This window comes from Belliella buryatensis, from assembly GCF_900188245.1.
GTDB lineage: Bacteria > Bacteroidota > Bacteroidia > Cytophagales > Cyclobacteriaceae > Belliella > Belliella buryatensis.
Window position 1 is genome coordinate 79,736 of record NZ_FZOK01000003.1, and the last position, 16,319, is coordinate 96,054.

17 protein-coding genes are annotated in these 16,319 nt (G+C 38.5%); 3 read left to right on the top strand and 14 right to left on the bottom strand.

Annotated features, from left to right (window positions below; all coding sequences use genetic code 11):
- Nucleotides 1-178 precede the first annotated feature (178 nt).
- The 3 genes from CHB66_RS03945 to CHB66_RS03955 all read right to left on the bottom strand — a co-directional run bounded on the left by CHB66_RS03945 (nt 179) and on the right by CHB66_RS03955 (nt 3,074).
- A complete protein-coding gene (locus CHB66_RS03945; protein ID WP_089238218.1) occupies nt 179-1,321 on the bottom strand; it encodes a cysteine desulfurase family protein in 1,143 nt (380 codons plus the stop codon).
- 66 nt (nt 1,322-1,387) lie between these two features.
- Nucleotides 1,388-2,776, bottom strand: coding sequence for a phosphoglucosamine mutase (glmM, locus tag CHB66_RS03950; protein WP_089238220.1), 1,389 nt, complete (start codon nt 2,774-2,776; stop codon nt 1,388-1,390).
- A 67-nt stretch (nt 2,777-2,843) separates the two neighbouring features.
- Complete coding sequence (locus tag CHB66_RS03955; protein WP_076497691.1) at nt 2,844-3,074, bottom strand: hypothetical protein; 231 nt, start codon at nt 3,072-3,074, stop codon at nt 2,844-2,846.
- A gap of 70 nt (nt 3,075-3,144) precedes the next feature.
- On the opposite strand from CHB66_RS03955, the gene mazG reads away from it, so the two are divergent.
- Together mazG and CHB66_RS03965 are read left to right on the top strand one after the other, a co-directional pair.
- Nucleotides 3,145-3,945, top strand: a complete 801-nt coding sequence (gene mazG / locus CHB66_RS03960) for a nucleoside triphosphate pyrophosphohydrolase (RefSeq protein WP_089238222.1) — start codon at nt 3,145-3,147, stop codon at nt 3,943-3,945.
- 88 nt (nt 3,946-4,033) lie between these two features.
- The gene (locus CHB66_RS03965) at nt 4,034-4,627 is read left to right on the top strand and encodes a YceI family protein (protein WP_089238224.1); all 594 of its coding nucleotides are present in this window, start codon (nt 4,034-4,036) and stop codon (nt 4,625-4,627) included.
- Between the two features lie 56 nt (nt 4,628-4,683).
- Here CHB66_RS03965 and CHB66_RS03970 read toward each other — a convergent pair whose 3' ends face one another.
- From CHB66_RS03970 to CHB66_RS04025, 11 genes are all read right to left on the bottom strand, one after another.
- A complete protein-coding gene (locus tag CHB66_RS03970) occupies nt 4,684-5,784 on the bottom strand; it encodes a TolB-like 6-bladed beta-propeller domain-containing protein (protein WP_141107366.1) in 1,101 nt (366 codons plus the stop codon).
- Between the two features lie 89 nt (nt 5,785-5,873).
- Nucleotides 5,874-6,197 (bottom strand): hypothetical protein, encoded by a 324-nt coding sequence (locus CHB66_RS03975; protein WP_089238228.1) that lies wholly within the window; start codon nt 6,195-6,197, stop codon nt 5,874-5,876.
- Between the two features lie 345 nt (nt 6,198-6,542).
- A complete protein-coding gene (gene atpG / locus CHB66_RS03980) occupies nt 6,543-7,418 on the bottom strand; it encodes an ATP synthase F1 subunit gamma (protein WP_089238230.1) in 876 nt (291 codons plus the stop codon).
- 82 nt (nt 7,419-7,500) lie between these two features.
- Entirely contained in the window at nt 7,501-9,078 is a 1,578-nt protein-coding gene (atpA, locus tag CHB66_RS03985) for a F0F1 ATP synthase subunit alpha (RefSeq protein WP_089238232.1), read from the bottom strand.
- Nucleotides 9,079-9,110: 32 nt separating this feature from the next.
- On the bottom strand, nt 9,111-9,671 hold the full coding sequence (atpH, locus tag CHB66_RS03990) for an ATP synthase F1 subunit delta (RefSeq protein ID WP_089238234.1): 561 nt from the start codon (nt 9,669-9,671) through the stop codon (nt 9,111-9,113).
- 1 nt (nt 9,672) lies between these two features.
- Entirely contained in the window at nt 9,673-10,167 is a 495-nt protein-coding gene (locus CHB66_RS03995) for a F0F1 ATP synthase subunit B (RefSeq protein ID WP_089238236.1), read from the bottom strand.
- A gap of 82 nt (nt 10,168-10,249) precedes the next feature.
- Nucleotides 10,250-10,510, bottom strand: coding sequence for an ATP synthase F0 subunit C (gene atpE / locus CHB66_RS04000; RefSeq protein ID WP_014771320.1), 261 nt, complete (start codon nt 10,508-10,510; stop codon nt 10,250-10,252).
- A 40-nt stretch (nt 10,511-10,550) separates the two neighbouring features.
- The gene (gene atpB, locus CHB66_RS04005) at nt 10,551-11,570 is read right to left on the bottom strand and encodes a F0F1 ATP synthase subunit A (protein WP_089238238.1); all 1,020 of its coding nucleotides are present in this window, start codon (nt 11,568-11,570) and stop codon (nt 10,551-10,553) included.
- Nucleotides 11,571-11,999: 429 nt separating this feature from the next.
- Nucleotides 12,000-12,254, bottom strand: a complete 255-nt coding sequence (locus CHB66_RS04015; protein ID WP_089238240.1) for an AtpZ/AtpI family protein — start codon at nt 12,252-12,254, stop codon at nt 12,000-12,002.
- On the bottom strand, nt 12,220-12,639 hold the full coding sequence (locus CHB66_RS04020) for a bactofilin family protein (protein WP_212668437.1): 420 nt from the start codon (nt 12,637-12,639) through the stop codon (nt 12,220-12,222). Before CHB66_RS04020 ends, CHB66_RS04015 begins: the two co-directional genes overlap by 35 nt.
- A gap of 1 nt (nt 12,640) precedes the next feature.
- Nucleotides 12,641-13,507, bottom strand: coding sequence for a M23 family metallopeptidase (locus CHB66_RS04025; protein ID WP_089238243.1), 867 nt, complete (start codon nt 13,505-13,507; stop codon nt 12,641-12,643).
- Nucleotides 13,508-13,698: 191 nt separating this feature from the next.
- Here CHB66_RS04025 and porW point away from each other — a divergent pair, with 191 nt between their 5' ends.
- Entirely contained in the window at nt 13,699-16,314 is a 2,616-nt protein-coding gene (gene porW / locus CHB66_RS04030; protein ID WP_089238245.1) for a type IX secretion system periplasmic lipoprotein PorW/SprE, read from the top strand.
- Nucleotides 16,315-16,319 lie beyond the last annotated feature (5 nt).

Consider the following 16,319-nt stretch of genomic DNA (forward strand, 5'->3'; position numbering starts at 1 on the left):
AAAATCTCTATTAACTTAACTCTGATATTAATAGATATTAGATACTAATTGATATTGACCAATAACAGACCATTAAACCAATAAATTGACTTCTGACAAATGAGCGTATAATCAAATAACCAATATTTTGATTATAAGGGTTATAACACAGAACCTGTCAGGTTTTTAAAAGGCTAATCTAAGCTATCACCCCGTAGAGTTCCTTCAATTTCTCAACCGTGTAGTCTACTTCTTCTACTGTATTGAACCTGCTGAATGAAAACCTGACCGAGTCACGGTCAGCCTTGGCTCCAATAGCTCTGAGTACATGTGAACCTACCGTAGCACCACTGCTACAAGCAGATCCTCCAGAGGCAGAAATACCATGAAGATCCAAATTGAAGAGTAGCATACCTCCATTTTCCTCTGATGGAGGAAGGCTCACATTCAAGACCGTATAGAGACTCTTATCCATTTCAGCAGAAAGGCCATTGAACTCCACCCCAGGAATGTCAGCTTTCAACTTTTCGATAAACCTACTTTTGATATCTTCTACATGCTTGCGATGTCCATCCATGTCCTCATAAGCAATCTCTAATGCCTTGGCTATTCCTATGATACCAATGACATTTTCAGTACCCCCACGCATGTTACGCTCCTGAGCACCTCCATAGATGAATGGGGTGATTTTCTTGTCCTTTTTGACATAAAGAAATCCAGAGCCTTTTGGTCCATGAAACTTGTGTCCGCCAGCGACTATCGCATCTACAGGTAAGTTTTTGAGATCATGCACATAATGTCCCATGGTCTGAACGGTGTCAGAATGAAAAAACGCATCATACTCCCTTGCGAGATTACCGATTGCTGTGAGGTCATTGATGTTCCCGATTTCATTATTGGCATGCATGACAGAGACCAAGCTTTTTGGGTTCGCTCTGAGAAGGTCTTGTAAGTGATCTAAGTTGATATCTCCTTGGTCATTTACTTCCAGTAGACTTAGCTTGACCATTCCCTTTTTAGCACATTCTTCTAGTGTATGCAAAACTGCATGATGCTCAAGTGGAGAGGTAATCGCATGCTGAATCCCATGAGTCTGAATACCGCAAACGATGGCCGTATTATCTGCTTCAGTTCCTCCAGACGTGAAAAAAATCTCAGCAGGAGTAGCATTCAAAAGCTCCGCTACCTTTTTCCTCGATCGCTCAATGGCGGTACGAACTTCACGTCCATGACTGTGTACGGAAGATGGATTACCATAATGCTCTTTCATAAATGGCAACATGGCTGCTATCACCCTGTCATCCATCGCCGTAGTGGCCGCATTGTCGAAGTAAACTCTCATGATCTTTGTTAATATTTGGGCTGGGTTTGAAAATATAAATAGGATCAGTCAGGGCTGAGCCTAGATTTAGGAAGCAGTCACTACTTCTTTGATATCTGTGATGATCTTATTGGCCAAATGCTCAGCAGTAGCCAAGCTTTCAGATTCAGAATAGATTCTAATGATCGGTTCTGTATTTGACTTGCGCAGGTGAACCCACTCTTTATCAAATTCAATCTTTACTCCATCGATGTCATTGATAGGCTGCTTGGCGTATTTCTTTTTGATAGCCTCCAGGACCTGGTCCACATTGATATCCGGGGTAAGCTCAATTTTATTTTTGGAAATATGATAGTTTGGATAGGTCGCTCTCAACATAGAGATAGACTTCCCGAATTTAGCCAAATGTGTCAAAAACAATCCTATGCCAACCAAGGCATCTCTTCCATAATGTGACTCAGGATAGATCACACCTCCATTACCTTCTCCTCCAATGACAGCATTGGTTTCCTTCATCTTATTGACAACATTCACCTCCCCTACTGCGGCTGCTTGATATTGTCCTTTGCGCTTTTCTGTCACATCTCTCAATGCTCTTGTAGAGCTGAGATTGGAAACAGTATTGCCAGGAGTCTTGGAAAGTACATAGTCTGCTACAGCCACCAAGGTATACTCTTCTCCAAATGGAGAACCATCCTCATTCATAAAACAAAGTCTATCTACATCTGGATCTACTACGATTCCAAGATCATATTTTCCCTTTTTGAGCTTTTCGGAGATATCTCTCAAATTCTCAGGGAGTGGCTCTGGATTGTGCGGGAAGTGCCCATCAGGGGTACAATACATTTCTTCAATATGCTCCACACCCAAAGCTCTGAGTAATTTTGGTAGAGCAATCCCTCCTGTAGAATTGACACAATCTATCACTACTTTGAAGTCCCTTGCTGCAATGGCTGCTCTATCTACCAATTCTAATCCCAATACATGCTCTACATGCCTATCAATGTAATCATCAATCACCGTATAAGAGCCAAGCTTTTTAACTTCGGCGAAGCTGTAATCATCATTCTCTGCACGCAAAAGTACGTCCTTGCCTTCTGAATCAGAGATAAATTCACCTTTGCTATTGAGTAGCTTCAAAGCATTCCACTGAATAGGATTGTGACTTGCAGTGAGGATAATTCCTCCGCCAGCTTGCTCCAATGGAACAGCCAACTCTACGGTAGGCGTCGTGCTCAAACCTAGATCAATGACGTCAATACCCAGACCTTGCAAAGTAGCTGCAACCAATTTGGACACCATCTCCCCTGAGATCCTTGCATCTCTACCAATAATAATTTTTGGATTGCCAGTGTTTTGTACCACCCAGGCTCCATATGCTGAAGTGAATTTAACAACATCCAATGGAGTCAGTCCTTCACCTGGTTTGCCTCCAATGGTACCACGAATACCAGAAATTGATTTAATTAAAGCCACTGGGAATGTTTTTAGTTAGTATATAAAAATCCCGGCTAAACCGGGAGTGAAAAACTTTTTTCTAAGTTTATTTGAATTTGGCAAGTACCTTATCTACCTCGTTGTCTGGATTACCGCAGCTGCTGTTGGCATCTACAGTTTTACCACAGTAAGTACATGTTCCACCATCTTTGTTAAGGTATGGGTTTTGCGAAGCACAGGTACCTTTGAATTCGCCGTTTTTTAGAAATATCAGCCTCACAGACATCATGATAAAGAATAATGCGATGAAACCTAATGTTAAATACAGAGTTGCCATATCAAATTAATTTGCACAAATTTACAGATTACTTTCCAAACGTCCACACATTCTAATTAGTTTCCCTGACATGTCCGAATCGCCGAATAGAAAAACCCAATTAGATGCATTTGATAGACTTTTGACCATCATGGACGAATTGCGTGAACAGTGCCCTTGGGACAGGAAACAGACCATCGAAAGCCTCAGGCACCTGACTATTGAGGAGACCTTTGAACTCTCGGATGCCATCTTGGAAAATGACATGGAGGAAATCAAAAAAGAACTCGGTGATATCCTGCTTCATATTGTTTTTTACGCCAAAATCGGCTCGGAAAAAGAGGCTTTTGACATCAGTGCTGTTATCGATAGCTTATGTGAGAAATTGATCAGGAGACATCCTCATATCTATGGTAACACAGTAGCAGATGATGAAGAAGCTGTGAAGCAAAACTGGGAGAAAATCAAACTCCAAGAAAAAGGCAATACTTCTGTACTTGGAGGTGTGCCTAAGTCTCTGCCTGCATTGATCAAAGCCATGCGCATCCAAGAAAAAGCAAGAGGTGTGGGTTTTGACTGGGAGGAAAAGCAACAGGTTTGGGAAAAAGTAGAAGAAGAGATGCAAGAATTCAAAGCTGAATTTAATGCAAGTAGTGAGGAAAGTATTGACAAAGAGAAGGCCACCGGAGAGTTTGGTGATCTGTTGTTTTCGCTGATCAATTACGCTCGATTCATCGAAATCAATCCTGAGGAAGCGTTGGAAAAAACCAATCTAAAATTCATCAAAAGATTTCAATACTTGGAAACTGCTGCCAAAAAAGCAGGCAAGAAAATCGAAGATATGAGCTTAGCCGAAATGGATGTATATTGGGAAGAAGCTAAAAAACTTTGATTTTTTACCGCTTATACAAAAGTCATGCGCTGGATTAAACACTTGAGCAAAAAAGAGGTCTAAATAGCATTCAAACAAACCATTTCTTATGAAAATAATCATGACAGTACTAGGGCTGGTCGGAATGCTATGGACCACTAGTGTAAGTGAAGCTGAAAGAGAACTACTCAATATCAGCAAAACAGAAAGTTCGGTTGGCTGGAAAGCTGCCAAAGTTACAGGAGAGCATTGGGGAAAAGTCTCTATTTCCGATGCAAAATTAGATTATGAAAACGGCAGAATACAAGGTGGTAGCTTTGAGATTAACATGACTACCATCACAGTAGAAGACATCAAAGATGCCAACTCGAACAAGAGGCTGGTAGATCATTTGAAATCGGATGATTTCTTCTCGGTAGAAAAATTCAACAAATCATCCATGACCATCACTGAAGCCAAAACCAGCAATGGTAAGGATTACGAAATCAAAGCTAATCTGATCATCAAGGGTATCAGCAACCCTGTCACTTTCCCAGTAACTGTATCAGAAGAGGGAAATAAAGTCATTGCGACAGGCAAGATCACTTTTGATAGAACCAAATATGATATCAAGTACAGATCTGGAAACTATTTCGAAAATCTTGCTGATAGGTTGATCTATGATGAGGTGACCTTGGATGTGAAGTTGGTTGGGATGAAGTAGTAAAATTGATTTTGAAGATGTTAAATCAAATAGAAGCTGTCTTGGTTAGGCAGCTTCTATTTTTGTATCACTGACAGTATTTCTCCAATATCATATTTAGCAAATTCATCAGTCCTACTATCAAAACTGTAAAGTTCTTTACTAATGAAATCAATATCGAATGATGTAATGTGGCTTTGAAGTTTAATATTAGCCAATGGATTTCCCCCCCAATCGAACAACAGAATCTCTGGATATTTTTCTCTTGATGTAAAATATGTTTCATTTTTCTCGTTAACATATAATACTCCAAAAAAATCATCATATACTCTTACGGCACTGAATCGAAATATTCTGTCAACATTTTCTTTACTTTCAATCTGTCCAATATCATCTAATTTGGATTCAACACAAATAGTTTTGCCAAAATCATTATTGACTGAATATAAGTTGATATAGTTTAGCCCAAAATTCATTTCAACAATCTTATCATGACGATCATTATATCTTGTCATAGTTGCCATTATACCGAAATCACCACCTTCCAATAAAGCTGCTTCATTAAGCTTTGCCATATTTGAATTTACAGATATATCTCCATGCTTTTCTAGATATCTCAATTGCTGTGTCTCCGTGTCTGAAATTTCCCGATAGAAATACTTACCACTATCAAGCATAACAAAATCAAATAGAAATTTAGGTAAAGAATCATCAATAACAGAGACAATAGTTTCCTTAGCTTTCAAAGATTCGGTGATATTTAGTTTTAATAATTTGCCATTTTCAAAATGATAGATATAGGAATACAACACTCCATCAGATTTAACAAACCTTACATTATCAGACACACTCAGGGTAGAAGAAAATTCTAAAGGACCCTCCCCCAAATTTAAAAAATTTCCTAATTCAATTTGTTCAGGTAATGAAATGAACTTCCATAACCCTTTATTGTTTCTAGTCGAAAAAATCATCATACTATCTTGAATTGTAAAACTCCATGCTCCTACTATATCGAGACCTGTCTCTATCTTATATTCAAGAATAAATTCATTCGGAAATTCGGTTGCGTAGACAACAGAATCTAACACCATAAATCTCGTTCTGTCCAATTCATTACTAGTATTACAACTAATGAAAAGTATTAATAATAAGATTGATCCGTATTTGATTTTATTCATTTGAAGGATATTAAAAGTTTAAATTCGAATAAAACACCTGCTTTGGGAATTCAATCACAAAGCAGGTAATTTGTAATAAGCAAATAAAATTACTCTATAACTGGATCTTCTTGACAAACACCCTGGCCTGACCCCTTACTATTTGCAATCCAGGTACACGTCCCGCAATACCTAGCAGGATAACCCTTCACAGATGTTATTGTTACCCAACATTCTTTATAAAGTCCACCTCCATCAGGCTCTCCTTCCCCAATTGCCATTGCTTTATTTCCTAATTCAATTAAGGCAATAGATGGGAGGATATTATCCTTATCGAATTCCAGACTAATCATAACATTTAGTACCAGCATTAAACTTAATGCACCTGTTGCTACCAAACGTACCACTTTACTTGTTTTGAATTGGTTTTTCATTGTGTTTTTGGTTTTGTTGTGAATAATGAAAATACCTTAAAATGTATCCCTACTAATTAAGGTAATACCAAGAAAGAAAGAAAGAAGCAAATTTTTAGTTAAAAAATTTAAATTTATTTTTGAAAATTACGCTCAAAAATTAATATTTACTTTTAAATAATTCATAAAATATGGTTTTATATGGATTTATTATTACCTCCTACTCTTTGGCTATAGCCTCTAAAGCTGATGAATTTTTCCAATCCTCCAGCAAAAGAAGATGGCTAACCACAAAAAAACCACAAACTTCGCAGCTTGTGGTTTTTTATATCTGTAAATCTAAAATCTTAGATCTTAATTCTGAAATTACTTCCCTCCTAGTGCATTTGCACCGGCTACGATCTCAAGGATTTCATTGGTAATAGCAGCTTGACGTGTTCTGTTGTACATCAATCTTAGATCTTTCAAAAGCTCACCAGCGTTTTCAGTCGCTTTGTCCATGGCTGTCATCCTTGCCCCATGTTCTGAGGCATTGGATTCAAGAATTGCTTTGTAGAATTGGATCTTCAAGGACGTAGGTACCAACTCTTCAATGATATAAGCTCTAGAAGGCTCAAGAATATAATCAATCTCGGACTTCTTCGCTCCATTTTCTAGCTCTTCAGAAGTCATAGGAAGAAACTGTTCCGTCATCACTTCCTGCGTAGCTACGTTTTTGAATTGGTTATATACCAATACTACCTTATCAAAGGTGCCATCCACAAACGCATTCATTGCGAATTCAGCCGCAAATTTGACATTGTCAAAACTCACATCAGAGAAAACTTGGTAATAATCAGCAATAACATTTTGTTCTCTCTTCTTAAAAAATTCATAAGCTTTTTTACCCAAAGGAAGTACAGTCACATTCAGCCCAGCAAAATCATTTGAGATAGCATGACTAGCCGCCTTCAATACATTGGTATTGAAAGCACCACAAAGCCCTTTGTCAGAAGTAACAGCTACCACCAAGACATGCTTCACCTCGCGCTTTTCTGCGAATACGATGTCAGCTTGTCCTTCACTAGCAGCAGATACATTATTCAAAATTGTAGTCAGCTTTTGAGAATAAGGACGCATCTGAGTGATTTTGTCCTGTGCTCTTCTCAACTTCGCCGCAGCCACCATTTTCATGGCTTTGGTGATTTGCTGGGTAGAGACTACCGAGTTGATTCTTTCCTTTACTTCCTTTAAGTTAGCCATACTTTAGATTGATATGGAGGGGTATTATTTATAAGCACAATCTTGGAGACAGAAGCCTCCAAGATTGATGATAAATCAATAATTATTTAGCGTATTTAGGAGACAATTCCTTAGCTGCTGCTTCAAGCAATTTACCAGCTGCGTCTAGATCACCTTTCTTGATCGCTGTAAGCGCCTCTGGGTAGCTAGCTGCAAGAAGTAGGTAGAATTCTTTTTCAAACTCCCTAGCTCTTTCTACAGGAACAGCATCCATCAAACCTTTGGTGGAAGCATAGATGATCGCTACTTGATTTTCTACTGCCACTGGAGCATATTGCGCTTGCTTCAAGATTTCTTGGTTTCTTCTACCTCTTTCGATTGTTCTCTTAGTAGAAGCATCTAAGTCAGATCCAAATTTAGAGAAAGCCTCCAATTCACGGAATTGAGCTTGATCTAACTTTAAGGTACCTGCTACTTTCTTCATAGACTTGATCTGCGCAGAACCACCTACTCTAGATACGGAGATACCGACGTTGATCGCAGGTCTGATACCTGAGTTGAAGAGATTAGTCTCCAAGAAGATCTGACCATCCGTAATAGAAATCACGTTAGTAGGGATATAAGCTGAAACATCAGATGCTTGTGTCTCAATGATTGGAAGTGCAGTCAAAGACCCACCACCTTTTACCAAATGCTTGATAGAGTCCGGAAGGTCATTCATTTCACTTGCAATCTTATCTGATGCATTGATTTTTGCAGCTCTTTCTAACAATCTAGAGTGCAAGTAGAATACATCCCCTGGATAAGCCTCACGTCCTGGAGGTCTTCTCAATAGAAGAGAAACTTCACGGTAAGCAACAGCTTGTTTAGACAAATCATCATAAACTACCAAAGCAGGGCGTCCAGTATCTCGGAAAAATTCACCAATAGCTGCACCAGTAAATGGAGCAAAGAACTGCATTGGCGCTGGATCAGCAGCAGAAGCAGATACCACAACAGTGTATGGCAAGGCACCACCTTTTTCCAAAGCAGCAACAACACCAGCTACTGTAGAAGCTTTCTGTCCGATCGCTACATAGATACAGAAAACAGGCTCTCCTCTATCATAGAATTCTTTTTGATTGATAATCGTATCAATTACAACGGCAGTCTTTCCAGTCTGTCGGTCACCGATCACCAATTCACGCTGACCTCTACCGATTGGAATCATGGAGTCAATAGACTTGATACCTGTCTGAAGTGGCTCGTTTACAGGCTGTCTATAGATAACACCAGGAGCTTTTCTCTCCAATGGCATATTGTAAAGCTCACCTACCAAAGGACCTTTACCATCGATTGGGTTACCCAAAGTATCCACAACGCGACCAAGCATGCCTTCACCCACATTGATAGAAGCAATTTTCTTGGTTCTCTTAACAGTATCGCCTTCTTTTACTTCTTTGGAGTCACCGAACAATACGGCACCCACATTATCTTCTTCCAGGTTAAGCACCATTGCTTTAAGTCCGTTTTCGAACTCTAACAATTCACCAGCCTGAGCTTTAGAAAGTCCATAGATACGGGCTACACCATCACCTACTTGAAGGACGGTTCCCACTTCTTCCAATTCAGCCTCAGTTCTGACACCAGAGAGTTGCTCTCTCAATATTGCCGAAACTTCGTCAGGTCTTACTTCTGCCATTATTGAATATGATTAAATGTTATTGCTTTGATTTAGATTTTACTTTCGTAATGATTATAAGAAAACTCAAGCTTCAAGGCCCTTAGCTTACTGCTGAGTGATTCGTCCAACTGTCGATCATTTACTTTCAGCACAAAACCTCCTATGATATCAGCATCGATTTTCTCATTGAGTTCAACTTTGTCCAAGCCTGAGATATCTTTGACAACTGATATAAACTTATTTCTCATTTCATCTGTAATTGGGAAAGTTGTAGTTACATCGGCTACTTGGATTCCCATATGCAGGTTATATTGCTTTTGAAATTCTCTTGCAATATCCACCAAAAGATCCGCCCTGTTTTTACGAGCAACAATCTCGAAAAAAGCAAGTGTCAATGCATTGCCTGTTTTATCAAACAAAGCCTTCATCACTTTTAGCTTCTTATCGAAGGTGATGATTGGACTCTTCAAACAAAGAACCAATTCATGATTAGTCGCTGCAATTACCGAAAGTTGCTTCATGTCGACCAATACTTCTTCTAGGACTCCTTTTTCTATAGAGAGCTCTAGAATAGACTTGGCATATCTGGTTGAAACTCTGAATTCAGACATCTTAGTTCAGGTTAATATCTTTGACCATTTCATCTACTAATGCCTTTTGAGCAGCATCAGATGAAAGATTTTTCCTCAATAATTTGTCAGTTACTTCTAATGTCAACTGAGCAACTTGGTTTTTAACCTCAGTCAAGGCTGCTTTCTTCTCATTCTCGATCACTGCTTTAGCAGCTTCGATCATTTTAGCACCTTCGGAGATTGCGGCTTGCTTTGCATCCTCAATCATTTTTGCAGATGCTTCATTGGCAGTCTTTAAGATATTATCTCTTTCTAATCTTGCCTCTTGAAGTAATTTCTCATTCTCAGCTTTCAAGTTAGCCATTTCAGCTTTTGCCTGTTCGGCTGCCTTCAAGGCACTATCAATGCTGTTTTCCCTTTCTTCCAAAGAGCTAAGAATTGGCTTCCAAGCAAATTTGATCAAAATATACAACAAGGCAAGGAATCCAATCAGTTGCCAAAATATAAGCCCAGAACTAGGTAGTATAAGATCCATTATATGTAGGTGTTATAATTTCGTGTTTGTTCAAATCAAGAGAAGGGACTGGCCTAGCGCCAATCCCTCTTTTCTGTTGTTCTTAGAAAGTAAGACCACCTGCGTTCAAAGCAATAAGTAGACAAACTACTACTGCAAACAGGGATACTACTTCAATAAGAGCTGCAATGATCAACATGGCAGTCTGAACTTTACCAGCAGCCTCAGGCTGACGAGCAATAGATTCCATAGCCTGACCACCAATTCTACCGATACCTAGACCTGCGCCTATCGCTACAATTCCAGCACCGATACCTGCACCCATAAGTGCCAATCCAGCAGACAATAATAATGAAGTTAACATACGTGTGTATTATTTATAAATTGAACAAAGAAATTTCTAATTAATGATGCTCGTGCTCTGCTACGGCTCCACCGATATACATCGCGGTGAAGAGTGTAAATACATAAGCCTGAATAGTAGCTACCAAGAGTTCTATTACATTCAAGAAGGTCACCATCAAGGTACTTACTACGCCTATTGCATAAGACTCAAAGATGAATACTAATGCAATGAATGCCAAGATCACAATGTGACCCGCTGTGATCGCCACGAAGAGACGGACCATCAAAGCAAATGGCTTTGTAAACAAACCAATGATTTCCACTGGTACAATTACAAGAAGTAGAGGCACAGGCACACCAGGTGTCATGAATACGTGCTTCCAGTATTCTTTATTTCCATTGACATTGACAATGATGAATGTCAATACAGCAAGTGTAGCTGTGACAGCAATGTTACCTGTCAAGTTGGCTGCACCTGGCAACAAGCCCATCAAGTTGCCTATCCAAATGAAGAAGAATAGCGTCAACAAATAAGGAACAAATTTTTTGTATTTAGGACCTATAGACTTCTGCGCTATTTCGTCTCTTACAAAGATTATAATTGGTTCTAGGAAGGAGGCGATACCTTTTGGTGCACTTACACCATTCTTTTTGTAGTGGGATGCAGCAGAAAGCACCAAATACCCCATTACAATCACAACCAAAAATAACATAGCTACGTTTTTAGTGATGGAAAAATCTATAAAACTTCCCCCATCTGCTCTGTGAAGGTGTTCGTGATCATCTATGTAATACACATCTTGGCCAAAAGCCTCACCAAATTTGTGAGTCTCAGGGTCCTGAAAATCTGATGACATAAAAAATTCAAGTCCTCTATCAGATGAATACAAAATCACCGGCAAAGGAAGCGTCACATGGGTATGACCTAAGGTAGCGAAATGCCACTCGTAGGAATCCTTAATGTGATGCATGATAAAACCAGTCTTATCTTCTTCATCACCTGCCGCGAAAGTAGGGGTGGAGAATGTCAGCAAAAACGCTGAAAATAAAACACTTAAGCAAAGAAACTTACGGAACATCAAATCGTATTTTTATGACCTATTTTGAATGCGGGCGCAAATTAGCTATTAACCCGTAGATATCAAATATTAAGTAGAACAAATAAATGATAAAGAAATTTATTACAAACAGAATTATATTCTCAACATCTAAGAATAGATAGATGACTATAAAGCCTAAGCTTGCCAAAAATCTAATGGCTGTAGCTCCCAATAGAATATTTGGAGAATTTTCTTTGCTTAATTTTATTAAATAATGAACAAAAGTTCCTGTGACCCACGTCAATAAAGCAAAAAAAGAAAGAATCTTCCAAATGGAGTCATGAATCCAAGCGGGTTGTATGTAATTTTGAAACATATAGATTACACCTGCCAAAACTAAGGTCAGAAGAAGAATTCTTATCGTAAATATTTTTATGCTGGACATGCCGTTCAAATGAAGGCGCAAAATTAAGGTTTTTTTCTTTTATCTTCTACCTTCTCATCATTTTTAAGTGATTGAAAAAGTTGATAGAAAGCTAGGATGATAGATAAGAAACAAAAAAGCAAAAGCCAGACTGGAAATATCAGCTGGCTCTTACCTTGGATATACCATCCTAACCAAGTACCTAGGCCAATTACGGCAAAGAGCTGAAAGGATAATCCAATGTATTTAATATAGGTAGGATAACTATCCTGCGATGACTTCTTTTTCAGATGCTGCACTTTTAGCTTTTCCGTTCAATCCTTTTGTTTGCTCCCCCATCTGACATCTGCCATTGAAAGTAGCTCCACTTTCTACCACAAGTTTTTGGGTATAGATATCTCCATCAATAATTGCTGATTTTTTCAAAAATAGCACACCTGAGCAATGAACTTCGCCTTCTATCTTTCCCGAAATCTCAGCTTCCACAGCTAGGAGATTCCCGACGAGCAAGGCTGAATCCCCAATGACAATTTTGTTTTTGGAATCTACTATACCTTCTACCTTACCTTCAATTCTGATATTACCTTGTGCTTTGATATCACCTTTGATGACGGTCTCTTTGGAAATCACATTGCTGGAATTGACCATCTCCACCACGGATTTGTCGTCTTGTTTTTTGAACATACTAATTAAACGTTATAAATTCTTGGGGATTTAGTGGGCTTCCTTTATACCAAAGCTCGAAATGCAAATGCTGACCTGTGGTTAATTCACCCGTATTTCCGATGATTGATATTATCTCACCTCCTCTGATCAGTTCACCCACAGATTTCAATAATACGGAATTATGCTTATAAAAGGAAACCAATTCATTAGAATGCTGTATCCCTATTACATAACCTGTTTCAAGCGTCCATGAAGACATGATAACTGTACCATCAGCAATAGCTTTGACAGGTTCGTTTTCTAGAGCAACTATATCTACACCAAAATGGTTGGCATTTGGCTCAAATACAGCTACTACTACTCCTTTGATAGGTGGGAAAAAATAAGTTTCCGTAAAAGTATTTGACATCATCACTGTCGGACTTGAAAAATCCATAGGTACTCCTCTAAACTCTTCCTCGATGGCTTTGGTGGATTCACTCTTCTTGAACAGGTCAATTTCCCTTCCTCCCCCGCTCTCTAATGTAACAGAATCATCGACTGTAATACCCGTCTCAGTCTCTCCAGCGATGACCATCTGAATATTTCGAACATACAGATCTCTCTGTCTTACTTCCAATATAAGGGAGTCAATACTATCCGATAATTCTAAAATTCGAGCAGTGTTCTCCGTTTCCAAATACTCTGGATCAAACCAGGCTCTGAGAAAAGTTCTCGAAGCAAATAAAGATAGTGCAAAACAAAAAAACAGGAACAAAATGAATATCAATCCAATTTTCAGCTTGGTTATACTCAACGATGTAATCACAGAAAAATCCTCCTCTTTTCTGATTACAAAAAGAAATTTCGTGTCTATCCAACTCTTTGCTTTTTCTCTTAGTCCCAACTTTTGAATATTATGATGATTGAAATTAGATCTTCAAATGGATTTTACGAGGCAAAAACTGCCTGCAATCTATAGATTGCCAAAACTCTTTTGAAGTAATTCGAATTCCCAAAAATATAATATTAATCTAAACCGTTTAATAAATTGATCCAAATCCTTTATTTTGGACACTTATATTTGAGATCTCAGCAATGAAAACGCAATTCGCCTGCATTATTTTATTTTTGACCCTGCTTTTTTCGGCATGTTCCTCTGAAAAAAATACTTTTACTAATAGGCTTTATCATAATACTACTTCAAGATACAATGCATACTACCTCTCGAATCTTAAAATTCAAGAGTTGGAAAATATAATCAAGAAAAATCACAAAGAAGATTTCAGTCAAGTCCTGCCAATTTTTTATCCTATAGATAGTGCTACCGTTGATCAGCATAGAGAACTATTAAAAGACGCAAGGGAACTATCCTCAAAAGCCATTGATTGGCATAGGATAAGCAAATGGGTAGATGACAATTATTTCCTCATTGGCATGGTAGATTATTATCAAGCTGATTTTGATGATGCTATCAATACTTTCAAATACCTCAATGTCAACAGTAAAGACAGGAACTTGAGACATCGCAGTTTGATCCAGTTGATGCGGATTTTTATCGATCTCAAAAGCTATGATGATGTGGTATTCGTCATCGATTACCTTTCCAAAGAATCAAGAATCAACAAAGAAAATAGATTTCACCTCTTCAAAACTCTGGCTTATTACTATGATAGTCAACAAGACGTGGAAGGAAAAATTGGTGCTTTAGATAGGGCTTTGAATTATACCAAAGACAAAAAGGAAAAATCTAGAATCAATTTTATCCTTGCGCAACTTTATCAAAGAGAAGGGTTGGATGCTCAAGCATATAATCTCTACAATGAAGCTCAAAAAGGAAATCCACCTTATGAAAGAAGTTTCTTTGCGCAACTGTATGCCCAACAAGTAGCCGAACTCAACCGCTCGAAAGATGTACGGAGAGTGAGAAGCTATTATGATGACCTTTATAAGGATAGTAAAAACAAAGAGCTAAAAGATGTGGTGCTTTATGAAAAAGCACTATTTGAGTTGAAGCAGGATGAAAAAGAAGAGGCTGTCAACCTACTGATTAGAGCAGCTCAAGAGCAAGGAAACAACCCTATTCAGAAAGGCTATATCTATCAAAAATTGGCTGAAATCAGCTTGGACTTTGACAAGGATTATAGAGCGGCTAAGTACTATCTGGATAGTGCCTTGATGAATTTCAGGCCAATAGATTCTGCCTTTGATCAAATTCAAGCTCAAAAAGGCATTTTAGATGATTATGTCACCCATTTTGAGACAATCACTAAAAATGATAGTCTGATCAGAATCAGTAAACTCAGTCCAGAGGAACAAGATCTGATAGCAACCAATTTTATCAAGTCAGAAGAAGAAAGACTGATGAAAGAAGCCGCAGCAAAAGAAAAAAGCAAAAGTAACAGCGGGATTTTTGATAATTTATTGGCATTTGGCGGTCGAGGTAGTGGGGAAAGCTTCTACTTTGACAATGCCGTCGCTATGCAACAAGGAGCAATTGACTTTACCCGCAACTGGGGCAATCGTCCCCTCCAGGATAACTGGAGGAGGAGTAACCAAAGTTTTGCCACAAGCAGTGGTGAGGTAGAGGAAGACCCTGAGATAGCCGAAGAGGAGAGCACAGAAGAGAGCATCTTTGAGCAAATTCCTACAAAAGAAGCCTTACTCGGACAAATCCCAAACTCTGAGGAAGACATTAACAGACTCAACAATGAGCTGGAAATAGCCTACTTTGAGCTTGGTAAGCTACTATTTTTTGATTTCAAAGAACCTGAATTTTCAATTGAAAATCTCGAAAGCTTGATTACCAGTTATCCCAACACAATCAAGAAGCCAGAGGCATATTATATACTCTATCTAGCGCAAAAAGAAGGGAGAGGAAATCCTGAACTCTATAGCCAAAGACTCAACCGTGAATTCCCAGAGTCACCATTTACTTTCTCGGTCAATAACCCCGACCGAGTGTCTGGAAATAGAGCTTACATAGCCTCTTCCAATCAGTATAAAATCGCCTATGAATTGTACCAGAATAGAAATTATACTGAAGCTAGAAAAATCCTTCGCAGTACTTTAGAAGAATACCCGCTCACTAGAAATACTGATAAAATTCTTTTATTAGATGTGATGATTTCTGGAAAGCTCGATGATAGGGACAGATATAAAACTAGGCTCGAAAACTACATTCAAAATACAGAAAATCCGGAGCTGTCAAAAATGGCAAGAAATATGCTAATAGCACTTACTGGAGAAAAACCAGAAGTAGAGAAAGAAGCTGAAGACCTCGATTCCGAAACCGAGCCTATTGCTGAGCCTGATTCAGAAGAAGATGATGAAGCCGGAGAGTCACCATACAAAGAAAATCCTAATCAAACACATATCTTTGTGATCGTCTTAGAACCAGAAAAGTCTCGAGATGCCAAGAGTCTACTTGGCGACTTAGAAAGCTTTCATAACAGCAATTTCTCCAATTCAAGACTTAGAACTGGCAATATGAACTTGAATCGGGAAAATGCCATTTACATCGTGAGTCCATTCAACAATGCCGAAAAAGCCTTGGAATACAGAGATAAATTCATGGAAGTCTTCTCCACTGAATCTATTAATAATGAAGATAAGGCAAATAGTTTCTTGATATCAATCGAAAACTTCCAAGAGCTCAACAAAAGAAAAAACATAGAAGAGTATAGAAACTTCTACAAGAAAACATACAAATAAAAGTA

Bases quoted from the DNA above. Each gene is read 5' to 3' on its own strand.
- atpE (WP_014771320.1), bottom strand. From the start codon at position 10,510: ATGTTAACTTCATTATTATTGTCTGCTGGATTGGCACTTATGGGTGCA.
- CHB66_RS03955 (WP_076497691.1), bottom strand. From the start codon at position 3,074: ATGGCAACTCTGTATTTAACATTAGGTTTCATCGCATTATTCTTTATC.
- atpB (WP_089238238.1), bottom strand. From the start codon at position 11,570: ATGTTCCGTAAGTTTCTTTGCTTAAGTGTTTTATTTTCAGCGTTTTTG.
- porW (WP_089238245.1), top strand. From the start codon at position 13,699: ATGAAAACGCAATTCGCCTGCATTATTTTATTTTTGACCCTGCTTTTT.
- atpA (WP_089238232.1), bottom strand. From the start codon at position 9,078: ATGGCAGAAGTAAGACCTGACGAAGTTTCGGCAATATTGAGAGAGCAA.
- CHB66_RS03945 (WP_089238218.1), bottom strand. From the start codon at position 1,321: ATGAGAGTTTACTTCGACAATGCGGCCACTACGGCGATGGATGACAGG.
- CHB66_RS03975 (WP_089238228.1), bottom strand. From the start codon at position 6,197: ATGAAAAACCAATTCAAAACAAGTAAAGTGGTACGTTTGGTAGCAACA.
- atpG (WP_089238230.1), bottom strand. From the start codon at position 7,418: ATGGCTAACTTAAAGGAAGTAAAGGAAAGAATCAACTCGGTAGTCTCT.
- mazG (WP_089238222.1), top strand. From the start codon at position 3,145: ATGTCCGAATCGCCGAATAGAAAAACCCAATTAGATGCATTTGATAGA.
- CHB66_RS03970 (WP_141107366.1), bottom strand. From the start codon at position 5,784: ATGAATAAAATCAAATACGGATCAATCTTATTATTAATACTTTTCATT.
- CHB66_RS04020 (WP_212668437.1), bottom strand. From the start codon at position 12,639: ATGTTCAAAAAACAAGACGACAAATCCGTGGTGGAGATGGTCAATTCC.
- CHB66_RS03995 (WP_089238236.1), bottom strand. From the start codon at position 10,167: ATGGATCTTATACTACCTAGTTCTGGGCTTATATTTTGGCAACTGATT.
- CHB66_RS03965 (WP_089238224.1), top strand. From the start codon at position 4,034: ATGAAAATAATCATGACAGTACTAGGGCTGGTCGGAATGCTATGGACC.
- atpH (WP_089238234.1), bottom strand. From the start codon at position 9,671: ATGTCTGAATTCAGAGTTTCAACCAGATATGCCAAGTCTATTCTAGAG.